Origin of the sequence: Mucilaginibacter aurantiaciroseus (assembly GCF_024055595.1) — a bacterium.
Classification (GTDB): Bacteria; Bacteroidota; Bacteroidia; order Sphingobacteriales; family Sphingobacteriaceae; genus Mucilaginibacter; species Mucilaginibacter aurantiaciroseus.
In genome coordinates this window covers 21,716-40,796 of sequence record NZ_JAMXOF010000003.1, presented here as the reverse complement: position 1 = coordinate 40,796, position 19,081 = coordinate 21,716, and the positions used below count along the sequence as shown (strand labels likewise).

20 protein-coding genes are annotated in these 19,081 nt (G+C 43.9%); 9 read left to right on the top strand and 11 right to left on the bottom strand.

Going from position 1 to position 19,081, the window contains the following annotated elements:
• Nucleotides 1-5: 5 nt before the first annotated feature.
• Nucleotides 6-554, top strand: coding sequence for a dihydrofolate reductase family protein (locus tag NAF17_RS13505; RefSeq protein WP_252758533.1), 549 nt, complete (start codon nucleotides 6-8; stop codon nucleotides 552-554).
• 272 nt (nucleotides 555-826) lie between these two features.
• On the opposite strand, the gene NAF17_RS13500 is transcribed toward NAF17_RS13505, so the two are convergent.
• Entirely contained in the window at nucleotides 827-1,675 is an 849-nt protein-coding gene (locus NAF17_RS13500) for a DUF4198 domain-containing protein (RefSeq protein WP_252758532.1), read from the bottom strand.
• A 58-nt stretch (nucleotides 1,676-1,733) separates the two neighbouring features.
• Here NAF17_RS13500 and NAF17_RS13495 point away from each other — a divergent pair, with 58 nt between their 5' ends.
• Both NAF17_RS13495 and NAF17_RS13490 read left to right on the top strand, forming a co-directional pair.
• A complete protein-coding gene (locus tag NAF17_RS13495; protein WP_252758531.1) occupies nucleotides 1,734-3,710 on the top strand; it encodes an alpha-ketoacid dehydrogenase subunit alpha/beta in 1,977 nt (658 codons plus the stop codon).
• Between the two features lie 13 nt (nucleotides 3,711-3,723).
• Entirely contained in the window at nucleotides 3,724-3,978 is a 255-nt protein-coding gene (locus tag NAF17_RS13490; RefSeq protein WP_252758530.1) for a hypothetical protein, read from the top strand.
• 49 nt (nucleotides 3,979-4,027) lie between these two features.
• Here the strand turns inward: NAF17_RS13490 and NAF17_RS13485 are convergent, their stop codons facing one another.
• The 3 genes from NAF17_RS13485 to NAF17_RS13475 all read right to left on the bottom strand — a co-directional run bounded on the left by NAF17_RS13485 (nucleotide 4,028) and on the right by NAF17_RS13475 (nucleotide 7,104).
• The gene (locus tag NAF17_RS13485; protein ID WP_252758529.1) at nucleotides 4,028-4,651 is read right to left on the bottom strand and encodes a SprT-like domain-containing protein; all 624 of its coding nucleotides are present in this window, start codon (nucleotides 4,649-4,651) and stop codon (nucleotides 4,028-4,030) included.
• 110 nt (nucleotides 4,652-4,761) lie between these two features.
• On the bottom strand, nucleotides 4,762-6,876 hold the full coding sequence (feoB, locus tag NAF17_RS13480) for a ferrous iron transport protein B (RefSeq protein ID WP_252758528.1): 2,115 nt from the start codon (nucleotides 6,874-6,876) through the stop codon (nucleotides 4,762-4,764).
• Between the two features lie 12 nt (nucleotides 6,877-6,888).
• Nucleotides 6,889-7,104 (bottom strand): FeoA family protein, encoded by a 216-nt coding sequence (locus NAF17_RS13475; RefSeq protein WP_252758527.1) that lies wholly within the window; start codon nucleotides 7,102-7,104, stop codon nucleotides 6,889-6,891.
• 137 nt (nucleotides 7,105-7,241) lie between these two features.
• On the opposite strand from NAF17_RS13475, the gene NAF17_RS13470 reads away from it, so the two are divergent.
• A complete protein-coding gene (locus NAF17_RS13470; RefSeq protein WP_252758526.1) occupies nucleotides 7,242-7,697 on the top strand; it encodes a GNAT family N-acetyltransferase in 456 nt (151 codons plus the stop codon).
• A 41-nt stretch (nucleotides 7,698-7,738) separates the two neighbouring features.
• Here NAF17_RS13470 and NAF17_RS13465 read toward each other — a convergent pair whose 3' ends face one another.
• Nucleotides 7,739-8,872: a TlpA family protein disulfide reductase gene (locus NAF17_RS13465; protein WP_252758525.1), complete on the bottom strand. Its 1,134-nt coding sequence runs from the start codon at nucleotides 8,870-8,872 to the stop codon at nucleotides 7,739-7,741.
• Nucleotides 8,873-9,080: 208 nt separating this feature from the next.
• On the opposite strand from NAF17_RS13465, the gene NAF17_RS13460 reads away from it, so the two are divergent.
• From NAF17_RS13460 to NAF17_RS13450, 3 genes are all read left to right on the top strand, one after another.
• Complete coding sequence (locus tag NAF17_RS13460) at nucleotides 9,081-9,860, top strand: succinate dehydrogenase cytochrome b subunit (protein WP_252758524.1); 780 nt, start codon at nucleotides 9,081-9,083, stop codon at nucleotides 9,858-9,860.
• Nucleotides 9,861-9,995: 135 nt separating this feature from the next.
• On the top strand, nucleotides 9,996-11,930 hold the full coding sequence (locus NAF17_RS13455; protein WP_252758523.1) for a fumarate reductase/succinate dehydrogenase flavoprotein subunit: 1,935 nt from the start codon (nucleotides 9,996-9,998) through the stop codon (nucleotides 11,928-11,930).
• Between the two features lie 84 nt (nucleotides 11,931-12,014).
• Nucleotides 12,015-12,803: a succinate dehydrogenase/fumarate reductase iron-sulfur subunit gene (locus NAF17_RS13450; protein ID WP_252758522.1), complete on the top strand. Its 789-nt coding sequence runs from the start codon at nucleotides 12,015-12,017 to the stop codon at nucleotides 12,801-12,803.
• A 73-nt stretch (nucleotides 12,804-12,876) separates the two neighbouring features.
• Here the strand turns inward: NAF17_RS13450 and NAF17_RS13445 are convergent, their stop codons facing one another.
• The 3 genes from NAF17_RS13445 to NAF17_RS13435 form a co-directional block, all read right to left on the bottom strand.
• Nucleotides 12,877-13,374 carry a TlpA family protein disulfide reductase gene (locus tag NAF17_RS13445; RefSeq protein ID WP_252758521.1) on the bottom strand — a complete coding sequence of 166 codons (498 nt, stop codon included), beginning with the start codon at nucleotides 13,372-13,374 and terminating at the stop codon, nucleotides 12,877-12,879.
• A gap of 12 nt (nucleotides 13,375-13,386) precedes the next feature.
• The gene (locus NAF17_RS13440; protein WP_252758520.1) at nucleotides 13,387-14,403 is read right to left on the bottom strand and encodes a Gfo/Idh/MocA family oxidoreductase; all 1,017 of its coding nucleotides are present in this window, start codon (nucleotides 14,401-14,403) and stop codon (nucleotides 13,387-13,389) included.
• Between the two features lie 100 nt (nucleotides 14,404-14,503).
• Nucleotides 14,504-15,085, bottom strand: a complete 582-nt coding sequence (locus tag NAF17_RS13435) for a DUF4142 domain-containing protein (protein WP_252758519.1) — start codon at nucleotides 15,083-15,085, stop codon at nucleotides 14,504-14,506.
• Nucleotides 15,086-15,227: 142 nt separating this feature from the next.
• Here NAF17_RS13435 and gcvH point away from each other — a divergent pair, with 142 nt between their 5' ends.
• Nucleotides 15,228-15,608, top strand: coding sequence for a glycine cleavage system protein GcvH (gene gcvH / locus NAF17_RS13430; protein WP_252758518.1), 381 nt, complete (start codon nucleotides 15,228-15,230; stop codon nucleotides 15,606-15,608).
• A gap of 6 nt (nucleotides 15,609-15,614) precedes the next feature.
• A complete protein-coding gene (locus NAF17_RS13425; protein ID WP_252758517.1) occupies nucleotides 15,615-16,010 on the top strand; it encodes a VanZ family protein in 396 nt (131 codons plus the stop codon).
• Nucleotides 16,011-16,211: 201 nt separating this feature from the next.
• Here NAF17_RS13425 and NAF17_RS13420 read toward each other — a convergent pair whose 3' ends face one another.
• From NAF17_RS13420 to NAF17_RS13410, 3 genes are all read right to left on the bottom strand, one after another.
• A complete protein-coding gene (locus NAF17_RS13420) occupies nucleotides 16,212-17,069 on the bottom strand; it encodes a glycoside hydrolase family 16 protein (protein WP_252758516.1) in 858 nt (285 codons plus the stop codon).
• A 71-nt stretch (nucleotides 17,070-17,140) separates the two neighbouring features.
• Nucleotides 17,141-18,178, bottom strand: coding sequence for a family 16 glycosylhydrolase (locus tag NAF17_RS13415; RefSeq protein WP_252758515.1), 1,038 nt, complete (start codon nucleotides 18,176-18,178; stop codon nucleotides 17,141-17,143).
• 8 nt (nucleotides 18,179-18,186) lie between these two features.
• Entirely contained in the window at nucleotides 18,187-19,080 is an 894-nt protein-coding gene (locus NAF17_RS13410; protein ID WP_252758514.1) for a PKD domain-containing protein, read from the bottom strand.
• Between the last annotated feature and the right edge of the window lies 1 nt (nucleotide 19,081).

Genomic DNA, 19,081 nt, shown 5'->3' with positions numbered 1-19,081 from the left:
TTTTTATGCGTAAAGTAATTTTAAACCTGGCTGTGAGCCTCGATGGTTTTATTGAAGGCCCTAACGGCGAGTACGACTGGTGCCTTGCCGACCAGGACTATGGCATGGAAGAATTTTTCAGCCATACCGATGCCATCTTCATCGGCGGTAAAAGTTTCGACATGATAAGAGGGGATGCAGGCATGTTCCCCGTAAAGGATATTTATGTGTTCTCGGATACCATCGCTCTTGAACCGGGCGAAACTTTTCAGGTGATAGCTTCTGCAAACTTTAGAACGACTGTTGATGAAATAATTAACACTGATGGCGGCGACATCTGGCTCTTTGGTGGTGCCGAACTGGTATCCACTTTTATGAATAAACGTTTGGTGAGCGAGATCCTGCTCTCCATTCACCCGGTTATTTTAGGCGGTGGCAAACCACTATTTAAAGATATTGATAGCCGCGTTGGCCTAACCTTCATCGAACAAAAAACATATGACACCGGCCTGTTGCAGGTACGCTACGAACTAATGCCCTGGTTTGACCCGGAGAAGCTGCAGTTTTTGGGGTAAGAAGATTTTAAGTCTCCATCTTGGGGAGTTACCGTGTGCTTTTTAGATAGGTATATCTCCTATGGCCCGGAGGTTCTTCCGTTTTGTAGTCTATGTGGGGGAATAGTTTTACTCCGTTAAAAGTTGCCCTTTTTCGCCATTGTTGGTGTTGTCACCAATAACCTTCAGACAGGTATAAAAGATGCATACTCGAATGGTGGCTTGTTGGTAACAGCACCAACAAGGGCAGTAGAATTTAAAGCCTCCCTTCCGGTGAGGTTTGGAGCGGCTACTTAGTGCTTATCACCAAAACCAAACTCTTTATAAGTGTTAGGCGCGTCGTTAAGGTTACTGAACGAGAAGGTGTAGCTGGCCACCCACGTTTCGTAATCGGCCTCTTTGCCTTTTGATGCCTCAAACTTGGTTGCCCTCAACAAATAAACACCTTCCCGGCTAACGCTAAAATAAACCTTACCTGCCGCGTCGCTCGCCAGTTTCTGCGGATATACATTGCCCGATTCTGTACGGATATAAAGCATTACCTGACCGGTAAATGGCTTGCCTTTAAAGTTTACTATCGCGGTAATATCATCGCCGTAGTTTAGCTTGTAAGGGTTCTTTTTTAGGATGATCTCGAAGTCATCGTTCAATACTTTTTCATAGGCATTACCGCTTGGTTCATCAACCGTAATAAGTGTTTTTAGGTAACGGTTATATTTTTCGGTGAAGTTTAAGGCATTGCTGTTTTTAAGCTTATCGGCAATTTCATCGTAGCCCTGTTCGGTTAGGTATGGCAAAAAATCTTCACGGGGTATCTCATTTAACTCGTTGCTGTTCATTTGTACCAATACCAAACCGCTGTTTTGGATGGTGTAATTCAATATCGGTGTAGCATCTTTTTTGGTAACAGGCGCCAGGTCGGTTTTTTTAGATCCTTCGTAGATCATAAACTTGGTGGTTTGCTTGGCCATGTAGGGCACTTCACGCTCTTTTACCAGGTTTTCGCCCGATAATAAATGCAGGTTAAACTTACCGCCTTTGTGCAGGTAAAAATTTTCGGGCATTAAAAAGTGATCTGGTATAAAAGATACCAAACTAATAAACGCGAACATTATAAGGATTTTAACGTAGAAGTGCTTCATGGCGAAAATATGGATTGCTCAAACATACAAAGTTTTAAAAACTTCTTAGCTTTACCCGATGATATTTGACCGGAAAAAGATAGATAACGATGGTTTGATAACGTTTTATAAGAAACTGTTATTGCCTCGCCTGGTTGAAGAGAAGATGTTAATCCTGCTCAGGCAGGGCCGTATTGGCAAATGGTTTTCCGGCATTGGTCAGGAAGCTATTGCCGTGGGCAGTACAATGGCTTTAAATGACGGGGAATATATCCTGCCCATGCACCGCAACCTGGGTGTATTTACAACCCGCAATATCCCAATTTCGCGCTTAATGGCCCAGTGGCAGGGTAAGGCATCGGGCTTTACTAAAGGCCGCGACCGCTCCTTCCATTTTGGCACGCAAGAGTTTAAGATCATCGGGATGATATCTCACCTTGGCCCGCAGCTGGCCCTGGCAGATGGTATAGCCCTGGCAGATAAATTAAAGAATAATAAAAAAGTTACCCTGGTATATACCGGCGAAGGCGCAACCAGCGAGGGCGATTTCCACGAGGCGCTAAATATTGCCGCCGTTTGGGATTTGCCGGTTATATTTTTGGTGGAGAATAATGGCTACGGCTTAAGTACCCCCACTAACGAACAATACCGTTGCGCTTCGATTGTAGATAAGGCAATAGGCTACGGGATAGAAGGCCGCAAAATAGACGGCAACAATGTGCTGGAAGTTTACCACACCATAAGCGAGCTTGCCGCCGAAATGCGCGAGAAGCCAAGGCCGGTACTTATAGAATGTATGACCTTCCGCATGCGCGGGCACGAAGAGGCATCGGGTACAAAATACGTCCCGCAGGAACTATTTGAGGAATGGAAACAGAAAGACCCGCTTGATAGTTTTGAGAAATACCTGCTTGATGAAGGCGTATTACGCAAAGAATGGGTGCCTTATTTAAGAAACGAATTTACTACGCTGATTGATGCCGAAGTTGAAAAGGTGTTTAGCGAGCCCGATATTATACCGCATGTACAAACCGAAGAGCAGGCCATGTACCGCCTGTTTAACACCCCAAGGCATGCCGTATCAGAAGTTAGCACCAGCAAGCGCTATATTGATGCCATAAGCGATGGCCTGCGCCAAAGTATGCGTATGCATCAAAATATGGTGATCATGGGCCAGGATATTGCCGAATATGGCGGCGCATTTAAAACAACCCAGGGCTTTTTAGAAGAGTTTGGAAAAGACCGCATCCGCAATACACCTATATGTGAATCGGGCATTGTGGGTACGGCAATGGGTTTGGCTATCAACGGCTATAAATCTATTGTGGAGATGCAGTTTTCTGATTTTGTTACCTGTGGCTTCAACCAAATCATAAACAACCTTGCCAAAACGTATTACCGCTGGGGCCAAACGGTTGATGTGGTGATTCGCATGCCGGCAGGCGGTGGCAGCGGCGCGGGCCCTTTCCACTCGCAAACCAACGAGGCCTGGTTTACCAAAACACCGGGGCTTAAAGTGGTTTACCCTGCCTTCCCCGATGATGCAAAAGGTTTATTAATGTCGGCGGTGGATGACCCTAACCCCGTTATTTACTTTGAGCATAAAAACCTATACCGAAGCATAAGCGGCAACGTGCCCGATGATGATTACTATGTAGAAATTGGTAAAGCCCGTGTGGTGCGTGAAGGCACTAAGGCCAGCATCATCACCTTTGGAATGGGTGTACATTGGGCTATTGAGTATGCCGATAACCACCCCGACCAGTCCATAGAGATTTTGGACCTGCGCAGCCTGCAACCATGGGATAAGGAGGCGGTGATCAAAACCGTAAAGAAAACATCAAAAGTGCTGGTACTGCACGAGGATACGCTCACCAGCGGTTTTGGCGGCGAAATAGCTGCCTACATTGGAGAGCACTGCTTCAAACATCTTGATGCACCCGTAATGCGCTGCGCCAGCCTCGATACCGCCATCCCCATGAACAAAGCGCTGGAAGACCAGTTTATGGCCAAAGCAAGGTTAGCAGAAGTGATGGATACTTTGTTGAAATTTTAGGTATCTTAGTATTATGCTAACGTTAGAAGAAATATACGCGCAAGACCCAAACCAAAAAGTGATTGACGAAGGTGCGGGCTGGGGAGCTGAACAAATGCTAAAGGCAGGTGTACCGATATTCTATCGTGATGAACAATATCCTGAAACGATGGAAGGAAATCTTTTTGTAAAGGAATATACAAGCGGGGCAAAATTCATTGTAAAAAAAGAACTAACCGATGACCTCCGTTTACTGGAAGAAATAATCAGGCCTTTAAACGCTTTATAATGCCATCAATTGATGGTGGACCGTTCTTACACCACCACACAGAGAGGCGTTATTTAAAATCTCCTTCCTCTATCACCTCTACCTCGGCAACCGGGCTAAACAAATAAACCCTGCGCGTGCTTATCTCCACACATTTGTAACGCTTACGCAGCTTCTCTTCCTTGCGGAATACGCGGCCGTCCTTGAGCTTAAATACGGCCTTAAGGGGCAGCTTCTCTACTGTATGTATTGATTCCTTCGGCGCATCATATTTACGTAGGGAGCGGTACAGGGTAAGGTCCGAGCAGCTGGATGCGGCGGGATTGTTAAGGTAACTGGTTATGGCCTGCTTCACATCCGGTGGGAACACATCTTTCTCGAAAAAAGGCTGCATCATTTTTTTAAAATTGTTCTTCCACTCCGTGCCGTGGGGCTTGGCTTTTTGCTTGTGCTCGTTCCAGGTATGCAGGTGCGCAAACTCGTGTACGGTAGTCACCAAAAAAGCGTAAGGGTTAAGGTCGAAGTTGACCGATATGCGGTGGCCTTTGCCATCGTAGGGTGCGCGATAGTCGCCAAACTTGGTGCCGCGGTTGCGCGAAATTTTAAACTCGCATTTAAAGTAATCTATCCAGCGGCCAATAAGCGGCGCCGCTTGCGTTGGAAGATACTGTTCTAATACTTTTACTTTATCCAATTTTTACCTCTTTCCAAAGATAATAGATTAGTCTGAAAGCGAAAAGACTAAAGCCAAAAGCTTAAAATACACTGACAAAATGCTTTTCGCTTTCTGCATTAAGCTCTTCCCTACTTCAATAAATGATACACCAAAAACGCAGCCCCATAAGCCAGCACGGTCATGTATAAGAACTGGGTGGCGGGCCAGCGCCAGTCTTTGGTTTCGCGATATACTACAGCAACGGTACTGGCGCATTGCATGGCGAAGGCGTAAAACATCATCAATGAGAAAGCTACAGCAAGCGTAAATACAGGTCCGCCTGTATTTGGGTTTTTAGCATTACGCATTTTATCCTGTACGGAATCTATCCTGTCGGCATCACCATCCACACTGTAAATGGTGGCCATAGTGCCTACAAATACTTCGCGCGCGGCGAAAGAGGTGATCAGCGCAATACCTATCTTCCAGTCGAAACCGATAGGCTTAATAACCGGCTCAATTACATGGCCTAAAACACCGGCGTAAGAGTTCTCCAGTTTTTCGGTAGATATAACTCGCTTCAGGCTATCCGAAGTCATGGTTTTGGTGTATTGTGGCTGCTGATATTTTTGTTCAATGTTTTTAAAGCGGTCGCCCGGGCCGTATGATGACAGCACCCAAAGTATTACCGATACGGCAATGATCACCTTGCCGGCTTCCAGCACAAATGTTTTTGCACGCTCATACATGCTGAATAGCACGTTGCTCCACCTCGGCATGCGGTATACGGGCAGCTCCATAATAAAGTAACCCCGTTCGCGGGCCTTAAGTACAAACTTCATCACATAAGCTACGATTACTGCTGATACCAAACTAAGCACGTACATCCCCGTTAGGGCAAGGCCTTGCAGGTTAAAGATCCACCAAACGTTTTTATTAGGTACTACAAGCGCTATTAATAAGGTATAAACCGGCAAACGTGCGGAGCAGGCTACCAGTGGCGTAACCATTATGGTGATCATCCTGTCCTTCCAGTTCTCGATGGTACGGGTACTCATGATGGATGGCACGGCGCAGGCAAAGCCACCTATCAGCGGCACTACCGATTTACCGTTAAGCCCTACCTTACGCATGATCTTATCCATCATAAATGTAACGCGAGACATGTAGCCTGTATCTTCCAATATAGATATAAAGGCGAACAGGATGGCTATCTGCGGGATAAATACCATTACACCACTAAGGCCGGCAACTACACCATCTATCAGCAGATCGGCAAGGGGGCCGGTGGGCAACACGTGGCGCAAACCACCTTGTATCCACACAAAAAGGTCTTCTATCAACGACATCGGGTACGCCGACCAGGCAAATATAGACTGGAACATGAACAACAACACGCCAATAAAAATCACAAAGCCAAACACCCGGTGGGTAAGCACTTTGTCTATCTTATTACTTATCGATTCATCATGCGCTGTTACGGGCGTTTTAACGGTATCGTAAAGCAGGTCGTTAATGTAGTTATAGCGGGCAATAGTTTCACTTGCCTGCGCTTTTTGGGTATGGAAACCATGCTCTTTTTCCAGTTCCTCAATGCGTTCGCTTTGTGCTGGGGTTAAAAACTTTAGGGTTTCGTGCTGATGGGCCAGTTGAAGGGCAAAATAAGGGTTATCGGCCCCGAACTCTTTACTAATGCTTTCGATAATACCCGGTGCTATCGAATTTACATCGATGCTATCCTGCTGCAGGGCAAATTTATTAGCGTATGATATAGCGGTCTTCAGTTCGTCGATACCTTCTATTTTACGTGCCGATACCGGGATAATGGGCACCCCAAGTTTTTCTGCCAGTTTGTTTATTTCTATGCCGATACCCGCCTTTTTCGCCATGTCCATCATGTTCAGGGCGATTATTACAGGTATCTTCAGGTCGGCAACCTGGGTATAAAGCAACAGATTGCGTTTTAAGTTGGTAGCGTCAATTATAACAATAACCAAGTCGGGCGTAAGATCGGTATTTTTCTCTGCCAAAACCGAGAACACGATAGATTCGTCGCGGCTTTTTGGGTAGAGGCTATATGTACCGGGAAGGTCAATGATTTCGGCACGGCGGCCATCGGGCAATTGGCTGTAACCAATTTTTTTATCAACAGTAACCCCCGGGAAATTTCCTATTTTTTGATTTAACCCGGTTAATGCATTAAATAGCGTGGATTTACCGGTATTTGGATTTCCTACAAGCGCTACTCTGATATCGGCTTTCAAATGATGAGAATACTATTGCAAAATAATGGTTGATGCTTCAAATCTACGCAGGCTTAGTTGGTAGCCCGATACATGGATAGCGATAGGATCGCCAAGGGGTGCAATGCGCGATACCCTTACAGCCTCGCCCGGCAAGCAACCCATTTCCATTAGCTTTACAGACATCTCCAGATCAGTAAATTCCTTTACTATCCCTGTTTCTCCTACTCCTAGCTCTTCAAGCGTCATCTGCGTAAATATTAGACCACAAATGTAAGCTTATTTAAAACAAATCCAAATAAGGAAACGTGGATTGTAAAATTTAAATGGCCTAAGAATAAAACGTGACCTATAAAATTTAAATTTGCTGCTTTAATAAATACGCTATGAATATCACACACGAAATAAAACCCTTTGCAGAGCTAAATGTGGACGAACTATACGAACTGCTTCGCTTGCGCAGCGAAGTGTTTGTGGTAGAGCAAAACTGTGTGTTTTTAGACCAGGATAATAAAGACCAAAAGTGCCACCATGTATTAATTTATGCTGATAATAAACTTGCGGCTTACAGCAGGCTGGTACCCGCAGGTTTATCATATGCCGAAGTATCAATAGGTAGGGTAATAACCTCGCCGGAGGCACGGGGCAGCGGATTAGGAAGAAAGTTAATGGAATTATCTATCGGGAGCTGCTATGATCTTTTTGGCTCTGCAGATATCCGCATTGGCGCGCAAACCTACGCGTTGCCCTTTTACGAGTCGCTAGGTTTTGTTGCCGGGGGGGAGCGATATGATGAGGATGGGATAGAACACGTAGAAATGGTAAGGAAGCTAAACACTTAATTATGAAAAAGCCCTTTAGTGAAAATTTAAAGGGCTTTTTGTTAGTGCTTGTTAAAGTATTCGTGCACCAGGTCGTCCACGTCGAGTATATCGATGTTAGGTTTGATGATCTTCCAGTTTGGATCAACCAAAAAGTACGAAGGCACTTTAGTTATTTTCCAGTTAGTAACGTTTGGCGAGGCATCGCCTTTAAAATCGGCTACCTGTGGCCAGGTTAGGTTGCTTTTTTTTACAGCGCGTTTCCAAACCGCCGGGTCGGTATCGGTAGAAACACTTACCACCCCAAATTTATTTTTATCCCTGTCGCCAATGATCAGCCCGTTCAAGATCCTGGTATGGTTCATTTCGCTCAGCTGGCTGTTGGCCACCCAAAACTCTACCAGTATTGCTTTACCTTTTAAACTATTCCTTTTAAACGATTTGCCATCCGTAGTAACCCCTATAATTTCGGGCGCATCAGATCCCGGCAATAATTTAATTAACACATTTAATTTGTCGGTCACTTTTAAACCTTCGTCAGTATTCTTGGCTTCGGCGGATAGTTTTTTACCCAGCTTGCCATATTCTTCAGGAAACTCATCCATGTATTGCTGCGCCATAATATGAACCGCAACAACGTTATCGGGATGTTTGGTCATATAGGCATCCAAAATGTTTGGCTCCATTTCGCGGCGTTGAATCTGGTAGCCGCGCGTTTTTACAATAAGAGCAGAGTGTTCTTTTGGCGATTGGTTGCGTGCCTCGCTTGTTTCAAGAAAACCCAACCCCGAGCGGATGGTGTTATTTAGCGCCCCGGCCATTTCATTCTCTACCTTATAATAGTCGGATAATTGCTGTTGCGTTTTAGATGCCGATGTAACTGCAGGATAAAGGCCATTAACTTTGGTTTCGATGTTGTATGTGCCGTTCTCTAAATACAACTCAAAGGTTTGCTTGGTGTTCAGCGGTTTATCGCTATTGATAATTGATATTGTATAGTAGCCCGGCTTTTCAATAGGTTTGTTAAGAATAGCGCTGCCATCCATTATAGCTTGGCTAAAAAGCGTTTGGTTAAACTGGTTTAGCGTAACGGTGCCGTTTTTAATAGTACCGGTTTTAAAATTAAGCTCTAATTTAGGTTGCGGATCGCATGACGATATTAGCAGGACAAGCGCGAAGCAGTAAAAATATTTCATAATATTACGTGTGACAGGATGTTACTAAATTATTAAAATATACTTGATATTGGATCAATTTATCAGCATTAGCGTGTAAAATTATCATGATGGATAAATCAATTGGCAGGCAAGTTCCTTAGACTGTTTCTAAATAGCCAATATCCCTGCTTTAAGTCGAAACCGTTTCTATCTTTTGGTATTTTTGCCTAAATAAATCTGATCAATAATGAGCGAATTTAAACAAACCTTTAACTCATCACTGGGAAAGAAGCTGATAATGGCTTTAACTGGCTTGTTTTTGTGTACTTTTTTAATTGTGCACCTTGGCGGTAACCTTTTGTTATTTAAGAACGACCAAGGCTTTGCATTTAATAGCTACGCAAACTTCTTAACGCATTTCCCTCCCATAGAGGTGATAGCTTACCTTTTATACCTGGCTATAATTGTGCATGCTGTTTACGCTTTGGTGATAACTATTAAAAACCGCAGGGCAAGGCCGGTAGGTTATGCTGTGCATAACAAATCTGATGCATCGTGGTCATCAAAAAACATGGGCTTGCTGGGTTCTATCCTGCTGTTGTTCATCGTGATCCACATGGGCGATTTTTGGTTTACCTACAAGTACAACAACATCCTGGGCTTTAAGGAGTACCGCACCAACCTGGCAACTAACGAAACAACCGTTTCTGATTACAAGCCGGAAATTGCCGATTTTGAGCGTTCTATCTCTACAGAAAACAATGTAGAGATCGTTCGTGTAAAGGATTTGCATGCGCGTATCCAGCACAGTTTTAGTTATTGGTGGTATGTTGCATTCTACGTAATTGCAATGGGCGCAGTATCTTTCCACTTACTGCATGGTTTCCAAAGTGCTTTCCACACTTTGGGTTGGGTACATAAAAAGTACAAGCCAATTATTTACTTTTTTGGTACTTGGCTATTCGCGGTTATTATACCGGTATGCTTTGCCCTGATGCCAATTATATATTACATTAAAAGCCTTTAACAAGAATCAAGACTATAAGAGTCAAGATTTAAGACAACGTATTTAATAAATTTAAAAACGCAAAGGGAAGAAAGGAAAGGCAACATCAAATATCTTGATTCTTGTCTCTTGGTTCTTACCTCTAAAATAAAAGAAATGAGTTTAGATGCGAAAATTCCGCAAGGCCCATTAGCCGAAAAATGGAGCAAGCATAAATTTAACTTAAAGCTGGTTAACCCTTCCAATAAGCGTAAGTACGATGTTATTGTTGTTGGTACAGGTTTGGCCGGTGCATCTGCAGCGGCATCACTTGCCGAGCTTGGTTACAACGTTAAGTCATTCTGCTTTCAGGATAGTCCGCGCCGTGCGCACTCTATTGCTGCACAGGGTGGTATTAACGCTGCAAAAAATTATCAAAACGATGGCGATAGCGTTTATCGCCTGTTTTATGATACCATTAAAGGTGGTGACTACCGTGCCCGCGAAGGCAACGTTTACCGCCTTGCTGAGGTATCGGTAAATATTATAGACCAGTGTGTTGCACAGGGCGTACCATTCGCACGCGAATACGGCGGCTTGCTTGATAACCGTTCGTTCGGTGGTTCGCAGGTATCACGTACGTTTTACGCGCGTGGACAAACAGGTCAGCAATTACTTTTAGGGGCATACTCGGCATTAAACCGCCAGATCCATTTAGGTAAAGTAAAAATGTACACCCGTACGGAGATGCTTGACGTGGTTGTGGTTGACGGCCATGCAAAAGGTATTGTTACCCGTAACTTAAAAACCGGCGCGATAGAAACTCATGAGGGCCACGCAGTGCTTTTAGCGACTGGTGGTTACGGTAACGTTTTCTATTTGTCAACAAACGCGATTGGGTCTAACGTAACCGCAGCATGGCGCGCACACAAACGCGGTGCTTACTTTGCTAACCCGTGTTACACCCAAATTCACCCAACTTGTATCCCGGTTACCGGCGATCACCAGAGTAAGCTTACGCTGATGTCTGAATCGTTACGTAATGATGGGCGTGTTTGGGCGCCAAAAACGGTTGAAACAGCGCAAAAACTTCGAAATAAAGAGATTACCGCTTCTCAGGTAAAAGAAGAGGACAGAGATTACTTTCTGGAAAGAAAATATCCATCTTTTGGTAACCTTGTACCGCGCGACGTGGCATCACGTAACACTAAAGAAATATCTGACGAAGGCAAAGGTGTAGGTACAACAGGTTTAGCCGTTTACCTTGATTTTGCCGAAGCTATAGAACGCTTAGGTGAAGACACCGTACGTGCCAAATACGGTAACTTATTTGACATGTACCTGCAAATTACGGATGAGAACCCGTACAAGCAACCAATGCGTATTTACCCTGCAGTGCATTATACCATGGGCGGCCTTTGGGTTGATTATAACTTAAGCACAACCATACCCGGCCTTTACGCTATGGGTGAGTGTAACTTTAGCGACCACGGTGCAAACCGACTTGGTGCATCTGCTTTGATGCAGGGGCTATCTGACGGTTACTTTGTTATCCCTTACACTTTAGGTGATTACTTAGCCACCATTGGCCCCAAAAAGGTTGATACCAGCCACCCTGCTTTTGAGCAAACCAAAAAGGATGTAATAGCCTATAACAACAAGCTGCTTGCCTTAAAAGGCAACAAAACTGTTGTTGAATACCACCGCGAACTTGGCCATATTATTTGGGAGTACTGTGGTATGGCACGTACCGAAGAAGGCCTGACCAAAGCAAAAGCCCTTATTAAAGCCTTAAAAGCTGATTTTTGGGTAAATGCTATTGTAACTGGCGAAGACGAAGAAGTGAACGCTGCCCTTGAAAGAGCAGGCCGTGTTGCCGATTTTATCGAACTTGGCGAACTGATGATTACCGACGCGTTAGAGCGTCGCGAATCATGTGGTGGCCACTTCCGTTTGGAATCGCAAACTGAAGAGGGTGAAGCCTTACGCGATGACGACAACTTTGCTTTTGTATCGGCATGGGAATTTACCGGTGAAAACCAGGAAGAAGTGCTGCACAAAGAAGAGTTGATTTTTGAAAATGTTAAGTTAACACAACGTAGTTATAAATAGAGAATGGTTGATTGAGTAAATAGAGAATGGTTTTTAACCATTCATTACTTAACTTAATCAACTACTCTCCAATCTCAAACAAACATGAGTGGACACATGAACCTGACGCTGAAAGTATGGCGCCAAAAAAACACACAAACACCGGGCAAGTTTGTGACCTATAAAGCCGAAAATATTTCGCCGGATATGTCGTTCCTGGAAATGCTTGACGTGGTGAACGAAAGCCTTACCCGCAAGAACGAGGAGCCTATTTATTTTGATCATGACTGCCGCGAAGGTATTTGCGGGTCTTGTTCGTTATATATTAACGGCCGCCCACACGGTCCTAAAAGGGCTATTACAACCTGCCAGTTACACATGCGTACCTTTAGCGATGGCGAAACCATCACTATCGAGCCATGGCGTTCGGCCGCGTTTCCGATAGTGAAAGATCTGGCGACAGACCGCTCTGCTTTTGACCGCATCCAACAGGCTGGTGGTTATGTATCGGTAAACACCGGTGGTGTGCCCGATGCCAACACCATCCCCATCCCTAAGGTAATTGCTGATGAGGCTTTTAACTCGGCTACTTGTATTGGTTGCGGTGCCTGCGTTGCGGCATGTAAAAATGCATCAGCCATGTTGTTTACCTCTGCTAAAATTACTCAGCTTGGTTTATTACCACAAGGCCAGCCAGAGCGTTACAGCCGCGTACAAGCCATGGTTGCGCAAATGGATGAAGAAGGTTTTGGTAACTGCACCAATACCGGAGCCTGCGAAGCTGAATGCCCGAAAGAGATTACCCTCAACAATATCGCGTTCATGAACAACGATTTCTTTAGCGCCAAACTGTTCCGCGAAGAGCACGCGCACGACCACACCGGCGGCGAATAATTCAGATAAGATTTAACAATAAAAAGCCCGGTTGCATCTGCAGCCGGGCTTTGTTATGAAGGGCACCTTGCCCTTAAATTTTCTTGATCGCCGTTAGCAGATCGCTCGCTTCGGGTTGTTTTTCAAATGACTGCACCAACTGGCCGTTTTTACCATAAATGGCCACAAACGGCGTATGTTGAAGCTTGTAAAAGCGCTGTACAGTGTAGGTGTAACCTTCGGTACCTAAAATAAAGTTTGGATATGCTTTTAAGCCGTAATCATTCTCAAAGGTTTTAACCATACGTATATCGGTAAAAGTTATCATTACCACCTGTATATTTTTAAACTTAGCCATTGACGGCTTCATGTCATTGATCAGTTTTTGGCAATGTGCGCAGTCTGGCGCAAAATAAATGATCATTACCGGCTTGTTCTTTACCAGGTCTGCCGGTGTAAGGTTTTGATCTTTAGTAGTTAGTATTTTATATGGTGGAATTGTAAGGGGTATAGTTTGTGCTTGTGTACATGCAAAACCGGCTATTACCGCGAATAATAAAAATATAAGTTTCTTCATTTGTTCTATCGTCATTGAGAATGTTAATTATGCTTCCAGTAGTTCTAATTGCCAGGCAATATGTTCTTCTGTAATAGGGTATAACGCATTATTACGTGTTGTATGATAAACAGCATCAAATATTTGGCGGTAATCTCCTTTAACCGATGAGATCAACTCCGTTATCTTCTGATTATCTATACCAACAGTAGTCAATTGTCCTTCACTACCGGCAGGTTCAATGCCGTAATCAGGGTCGGTTGGCATCATGCCTTTATCCAATTGTGCTTCCTGTACATCGCTGCGGTTTTTGATGAAACTGCCCAGCGTTCCATTCACCCAAAAGCCCGGGGTATCACCTGCTATCTGCAAACCCGATGTTAGGTAAACATTTAGTTGGTTTGGGTATATCAAATGGTAATGGAAATAATCGGGCACTTCAGATCCCTCGCGGTAAATACCCGTAGTTTTGGTGAAAGATAATGGTTTGCCAAACAGGGCAATGGTATTATCAACCAAATGCGCCCCGAGGTCATAAACTAATCCCCCGGCGGGTACGCCTTTCGTTTCCTTAAATGATTTTATACCGATGGCAGACTTGTATCTATCCATACGGAAAATAACTTCTATCAGGTTACCTAAACGGCCGCTTTCAATCACTTCTTTGGTTGATAAAAAGCCGCTGTCGAACCTGCGGTTTTGATAAACCATCAGGTGTTTTTTCAATTTACGGGCGGTATCAAAAAGTTCTTTTACTTCTGCCGATGTTGCGGCTGCGGGTTTTTCGAGCAGTACGTGCTTACCGGCTTTTAGGGCCAGCATAGCGTGCTCAAAGTGCAGGTTGCTTGGAGTATTTACAACAACCAGTTCTATCTCGCCATCGGCCAGTAACTCATCTATAGAGCTGTAGCTTTTAATTTCCGGGTATATTTGCGCGGCTTTTTTGTGGGTTCGTTCCACAATACCTTTCAATTTAAAACCGGGATTGGTGCTGATGAACGGCGCATGAAATATACGCCCCGACATACCATAGGCCATTAAGCCCGTAACTATTGGTGCTTGCATGGTGGTAAATTTATCATAATATGATGTAGCAACGTAAATTATCTAAAATAAAAAAGGGATAAGCGTGTGCCCATCCCTTTCTACATGAAATAACCTAAGCTTATTGCATGCTTTTTTGGATAGCTTCAATTTTAGCTAAGTGCATTTTTACTGCTGGTAATGTTTTGGTAGCAAAAGCCATTAAATCGGCATCTTTGCAGTTTTTAGAAGCATCTTCTAACATCGATGCTACTTTTTTGTGGCCGTTAACCATTGCGTCAACGTAAGCTTTATCAAAATCTTTACCTGTTTTTGCAGATAGATCTGTCAACATTTTTTCGTGATCAGCATCGGGTGCGGTTGGTAAAGTGATGTTTTTCGTTTTAGCGATAGCCATTAACTCTTCGTTCACTTTAGTATGGTCGGTAACCATCATGGCACCAAACTCTTTAACCTGTGGGTTAATAGCTTTTTCGGCAGCTATTTTACCGGCAGCAACTTCTGCCATACCTGCGTTAGCTGCATCGGTAGCAAATTTTGCATCGTTTGCAACAACAGCAATACCTGTAGAGCCATTGGTGGTTGTGTCTTTAACTGCGTTTACACTGTCAGCAGTTTGTTTACTGTCTTTTGCGGCGTTGTTACACGCCTGGAATGATAGGGCTGCAACAGCCATCATTGCCACTAAACTTAATTTTTTCATTTTATAGATTTTTTTAGTTTTTATAGTTAATGTTCAACAACTATTACGCGAAATGGTTTTAATAGCGGCACTTATAGTTTGTTGATGATATTATTGTTATACCTTAAAGTTTTATTATTTTTGAGCACATAAATTAACAGATATGAATTTTCCGGCAGAGTTAAAATACACAAGCGACCACGAGTGGATCAGGGTTGAAGGCGACGAGGCTTACATCGGTATCACCGAGTTTGCACAAGGCGAATTAGGCGACATTGTTTACATCGACATTAATACTGTTGGGCAGGATGTAACCAAAGAATCTGTTTTTGGTACGGTAGAAGCCGTTAAAACGGTATCTGACCTGTTTATGCCGCTTGATGGTACCATCCTTGAAGTGAATAGCAAACTGGATAGCCAGCCTGAGTTGGTGAACAGCGACCCTTACGGCGATGGCTGGATGGTGAAGATAAAAATTACCAATGCTGCTGATGCAGAAAGCCTTTTGGATGCTGATGCGTACAAAGGCGTTATTGGCCACTAATTGTAAATGAAAAACACACTAAGATACTATGGGCCTGCAATTTTGTGGGCCCTGTTTATTTTAATAATATGTGCAATACCGCTTGGTAGTGTTGGCAATTCGCCCATGTTTTTTGAGGGGTTTGATAAATTGGTGCATTGTGGTTTGTTTTTCGTGCTCTCCATTTTATATTGCGCGGGCAGCATCCGTAAATGGAACACCCGTAGTATCCGGATAGAGATTGCGATGAAAAATACTGTAGTGCTTATAAGCTATGGTGCATTAATAGAAGTGCTGCAAACGCGGATCTTTACCTGGCGCAGCGGTGACTGGAACGACCTGTTAGCTGATGCTATTGGGGGGTGTATGGGTGTATTTGGAGTATTAATAATCAGTAACGCGCTAAATCATGAAAAAAGTTAAATACATATTCGCGATAGCAATATTAACTTTTGTGCTATCATCATGTGGTATATTTAAAAAGGATTGTAACTGTCCGCATTTTGGGAGCGTCAAGTCTCCCTTTAAAAAAACAGCTATAGTTTAACCTTTTATGGTTTGACATTAAAAAAGCCTTTCAGATCTTCATCCGAAAGGCTTTTCACTTTAGCAGGGGCATGCCTCTTATTTGTTTTGGGTTACCTTTACCCAGTCTACCCACATTTTAGCTTCGCCATTTTTTATCTTGTTTAAGGATGTTTCCGACAGGCCGTAGTATGGCTTTTTGATACCGTTTATTTTGAAAGGATAAATACCGCCCACCGCGAAATTGAGGATCAAGTGCTGCTTATTATCAAAAACCCACTTGCCATAATGCCCGGCCATTTTACGGGTAACGCGGAACATCGGCACGCCATCGTATTTAAAAACAAGCGCTTCGGGTGTCCAGTCTACACCGTAAACATGCCATTGGGTGGCGTCGTGGTCTTTATCAAAATATTTGCGATTTACAAATGGGGTTTCGCCACTATAGCCTGGGCCATGTACCGCCGCGCTTACCCAGTCGGCTTCGCCAATAAATTCCATAATATCAATTTCGCCATCATTTGGCCACATGCCATTGCCCAGCATCCACCAGGCAGGCCACAAGCCATCGCCTGCCGTGACCTTAACACGCGCCTCGGCTGTGCCATAAGTAAAATCAAATTTACCTTTGGTAACAAACCTGCCCGATATAAAATCGAACTGCTGATTATCGATTGTTTTAAAGTTAGGTGAGTATTGAGGCTTTAAAACCAGCACCCCGTTTTCGATATAAGCGGTTGCAGATGAATCTACATAGGCCTGCAATTCGCCGTTGGTGTGGAAACCGGTAATGATAGGGCTCCATTTGGTGCGGTCGATCTTACTTTCCGAAAAATCGTCAAAGAAGATTACGTTGCCTTTTGAGTTGCTTGCTACCGGCGCTTGCTTAACCGATGAACACGACGCAGCTATAGCTGCCGTTAAGGCCGCAAAATAAATACACTTTTTATAAAGCATGATTTTAATTAAGGGAATAGCATGTATGAAGAAAGGCCATTGTTAATGGCCTTTCTATCTATTTTAATTGATTATTTATAAACGCGAACGTAATCTACCTCCATGGCGTCGGCAGTAAAGTTAGGATCAACCGCTGGGCCGCCAAAATTACCTCCAAAAGCTACGTTCAATATCAGGAAGAAATCTTGGTTGAACGGCTTGTCGGCGCTGTTATCAAAGGTATAAAAAACGACTCCATCTATGGCAAACTTCATAGCCGTTGGTGTCCAATCCATGCTGTATACGTGGAACGCTGTAGATGCAGTAGGGTTTTGTGTAGTACTACCAACGCCACCGCCACCAAAATGGCCTGGGTAATGCATGGTAGAGAAGATAGTGTTCTGCAGTTTACCTACGTGTTCCATAATGTCTATCTCCCCACAGCCAGGCCATGGGGTGCTATCTATATTACCACCAAGCGCCCATATTGCAGGCCAGGTACCCACACCTGTAGGTAGCTTCGCTTTCACCTCTACACGGCCGTATTTAAAGGCAAACTTGCCTTTGGTTAACAGCCTTGCCGAAGTGTAACCGAAACCATTATAGGCCTCTTTCTTTAGGTTTATTTTTAAAGTGCCGTTTGATACCGAAGCGTTATCAGAACGGTTGGTGTAATACTCTAACTCGTTATTACCCCAGCCATTGTTGTTACCTATATCGTAACCCCATTTGCCCGGATCGGGCGCACCCGCGATATTAAACTCGTCAGACCAGATCAAAGCTTCGCTCGCCGAAACATTAATCGAAATGGTTTTTGTGCTTGTTTTACCGGTTGAACTTTTGGCAGTAACCTTAACATTATAAGTGCCTGCTACCGCGTATTTGTAGGTTAAACTGCCTGTTGTGTTTGTTTGGAAAACACCGTTACCCAAATCAAATTCGTAGGATACCGCATTGTCGGCAGTTACCGCAAATGTTACCGTGCCACTGTTATCAGTACTTACGGTTGGTATTACAGTGAGGTTGGTTGGCATGCCTGCAGTAGCGCTGCCGCCGGTATCATTACTTTTAGAGCAATTAGTAAACAATGTTACCAGTGCTATTATTAAAAAAGCGTTAATTTTTCTCATATCTTTTATTATTTAACTTTAAATTTCTGATACCAGGCAAGGCCGTCGATACCAATGTTCCGTAAGGTAATGGTAGTTTCGGTAAGTTCCATTATCTCGTAAGTGTTACCACCTGTACCAAATGCAATTAAGCCCTTATCCGGCACTACAAATTGGATACGTGTAGAGTTTGCCGATGTTGAGCCCGATGTAGCATCCATAAAAGCAAGCTTTTTAGTGCCTGTGGCATCAAAATCAAAGCAGTTTTCGCCGCCTGTTTTACCGTAAAATACTGTAGCACCCGCAATAAAGAACGACTGACCTTTGTTGTTGATAACCATATTAATGCCTGCGCCATTTTTGCTGAAGGTTATTTCATCGTCATACAAACATTCGGCACGCTGGTTAGGGTCGGCTGCGTAGTAGCTTGGTGTATAACCATCTGCCGGGCCAACACCTACGTGGCCTGGTGTAAGGCGGTCTATAACCCATGTACGAGATGCGCCATTGGTTAGGTTTTGCATAATTGCAGCGGGAATCTCAAACGATACAAATACCCTGATCTTTTTGCTTACGGTAGAGGTTACACCACCTGTGCCAATAGCGGTAGCGGTGATGGTGTAATCGAATGTACCGGGGGCAGAGTACTTATGTACTTTATCTCCACCCGGAACAATTTCGGTAATGCCGTCGCCGTAATCAACTTTGTATGATATGGCGCCGGTACCGGCAGTAGTAATAGTTACTTTACCAGAGCCGCCACCATCCGGGTTGGTTGTGTTGACACCCTCGATGGTCGTGGTTAATGTTACATCCGTTGGGGTAACTATATTACCGAACGAATACTTCTCTTTTTTACAGCCTATTGCAATGATAGCGGCTGCCAAACAGATGGTTAGTAATGCTTTTATATTAATTTTCATT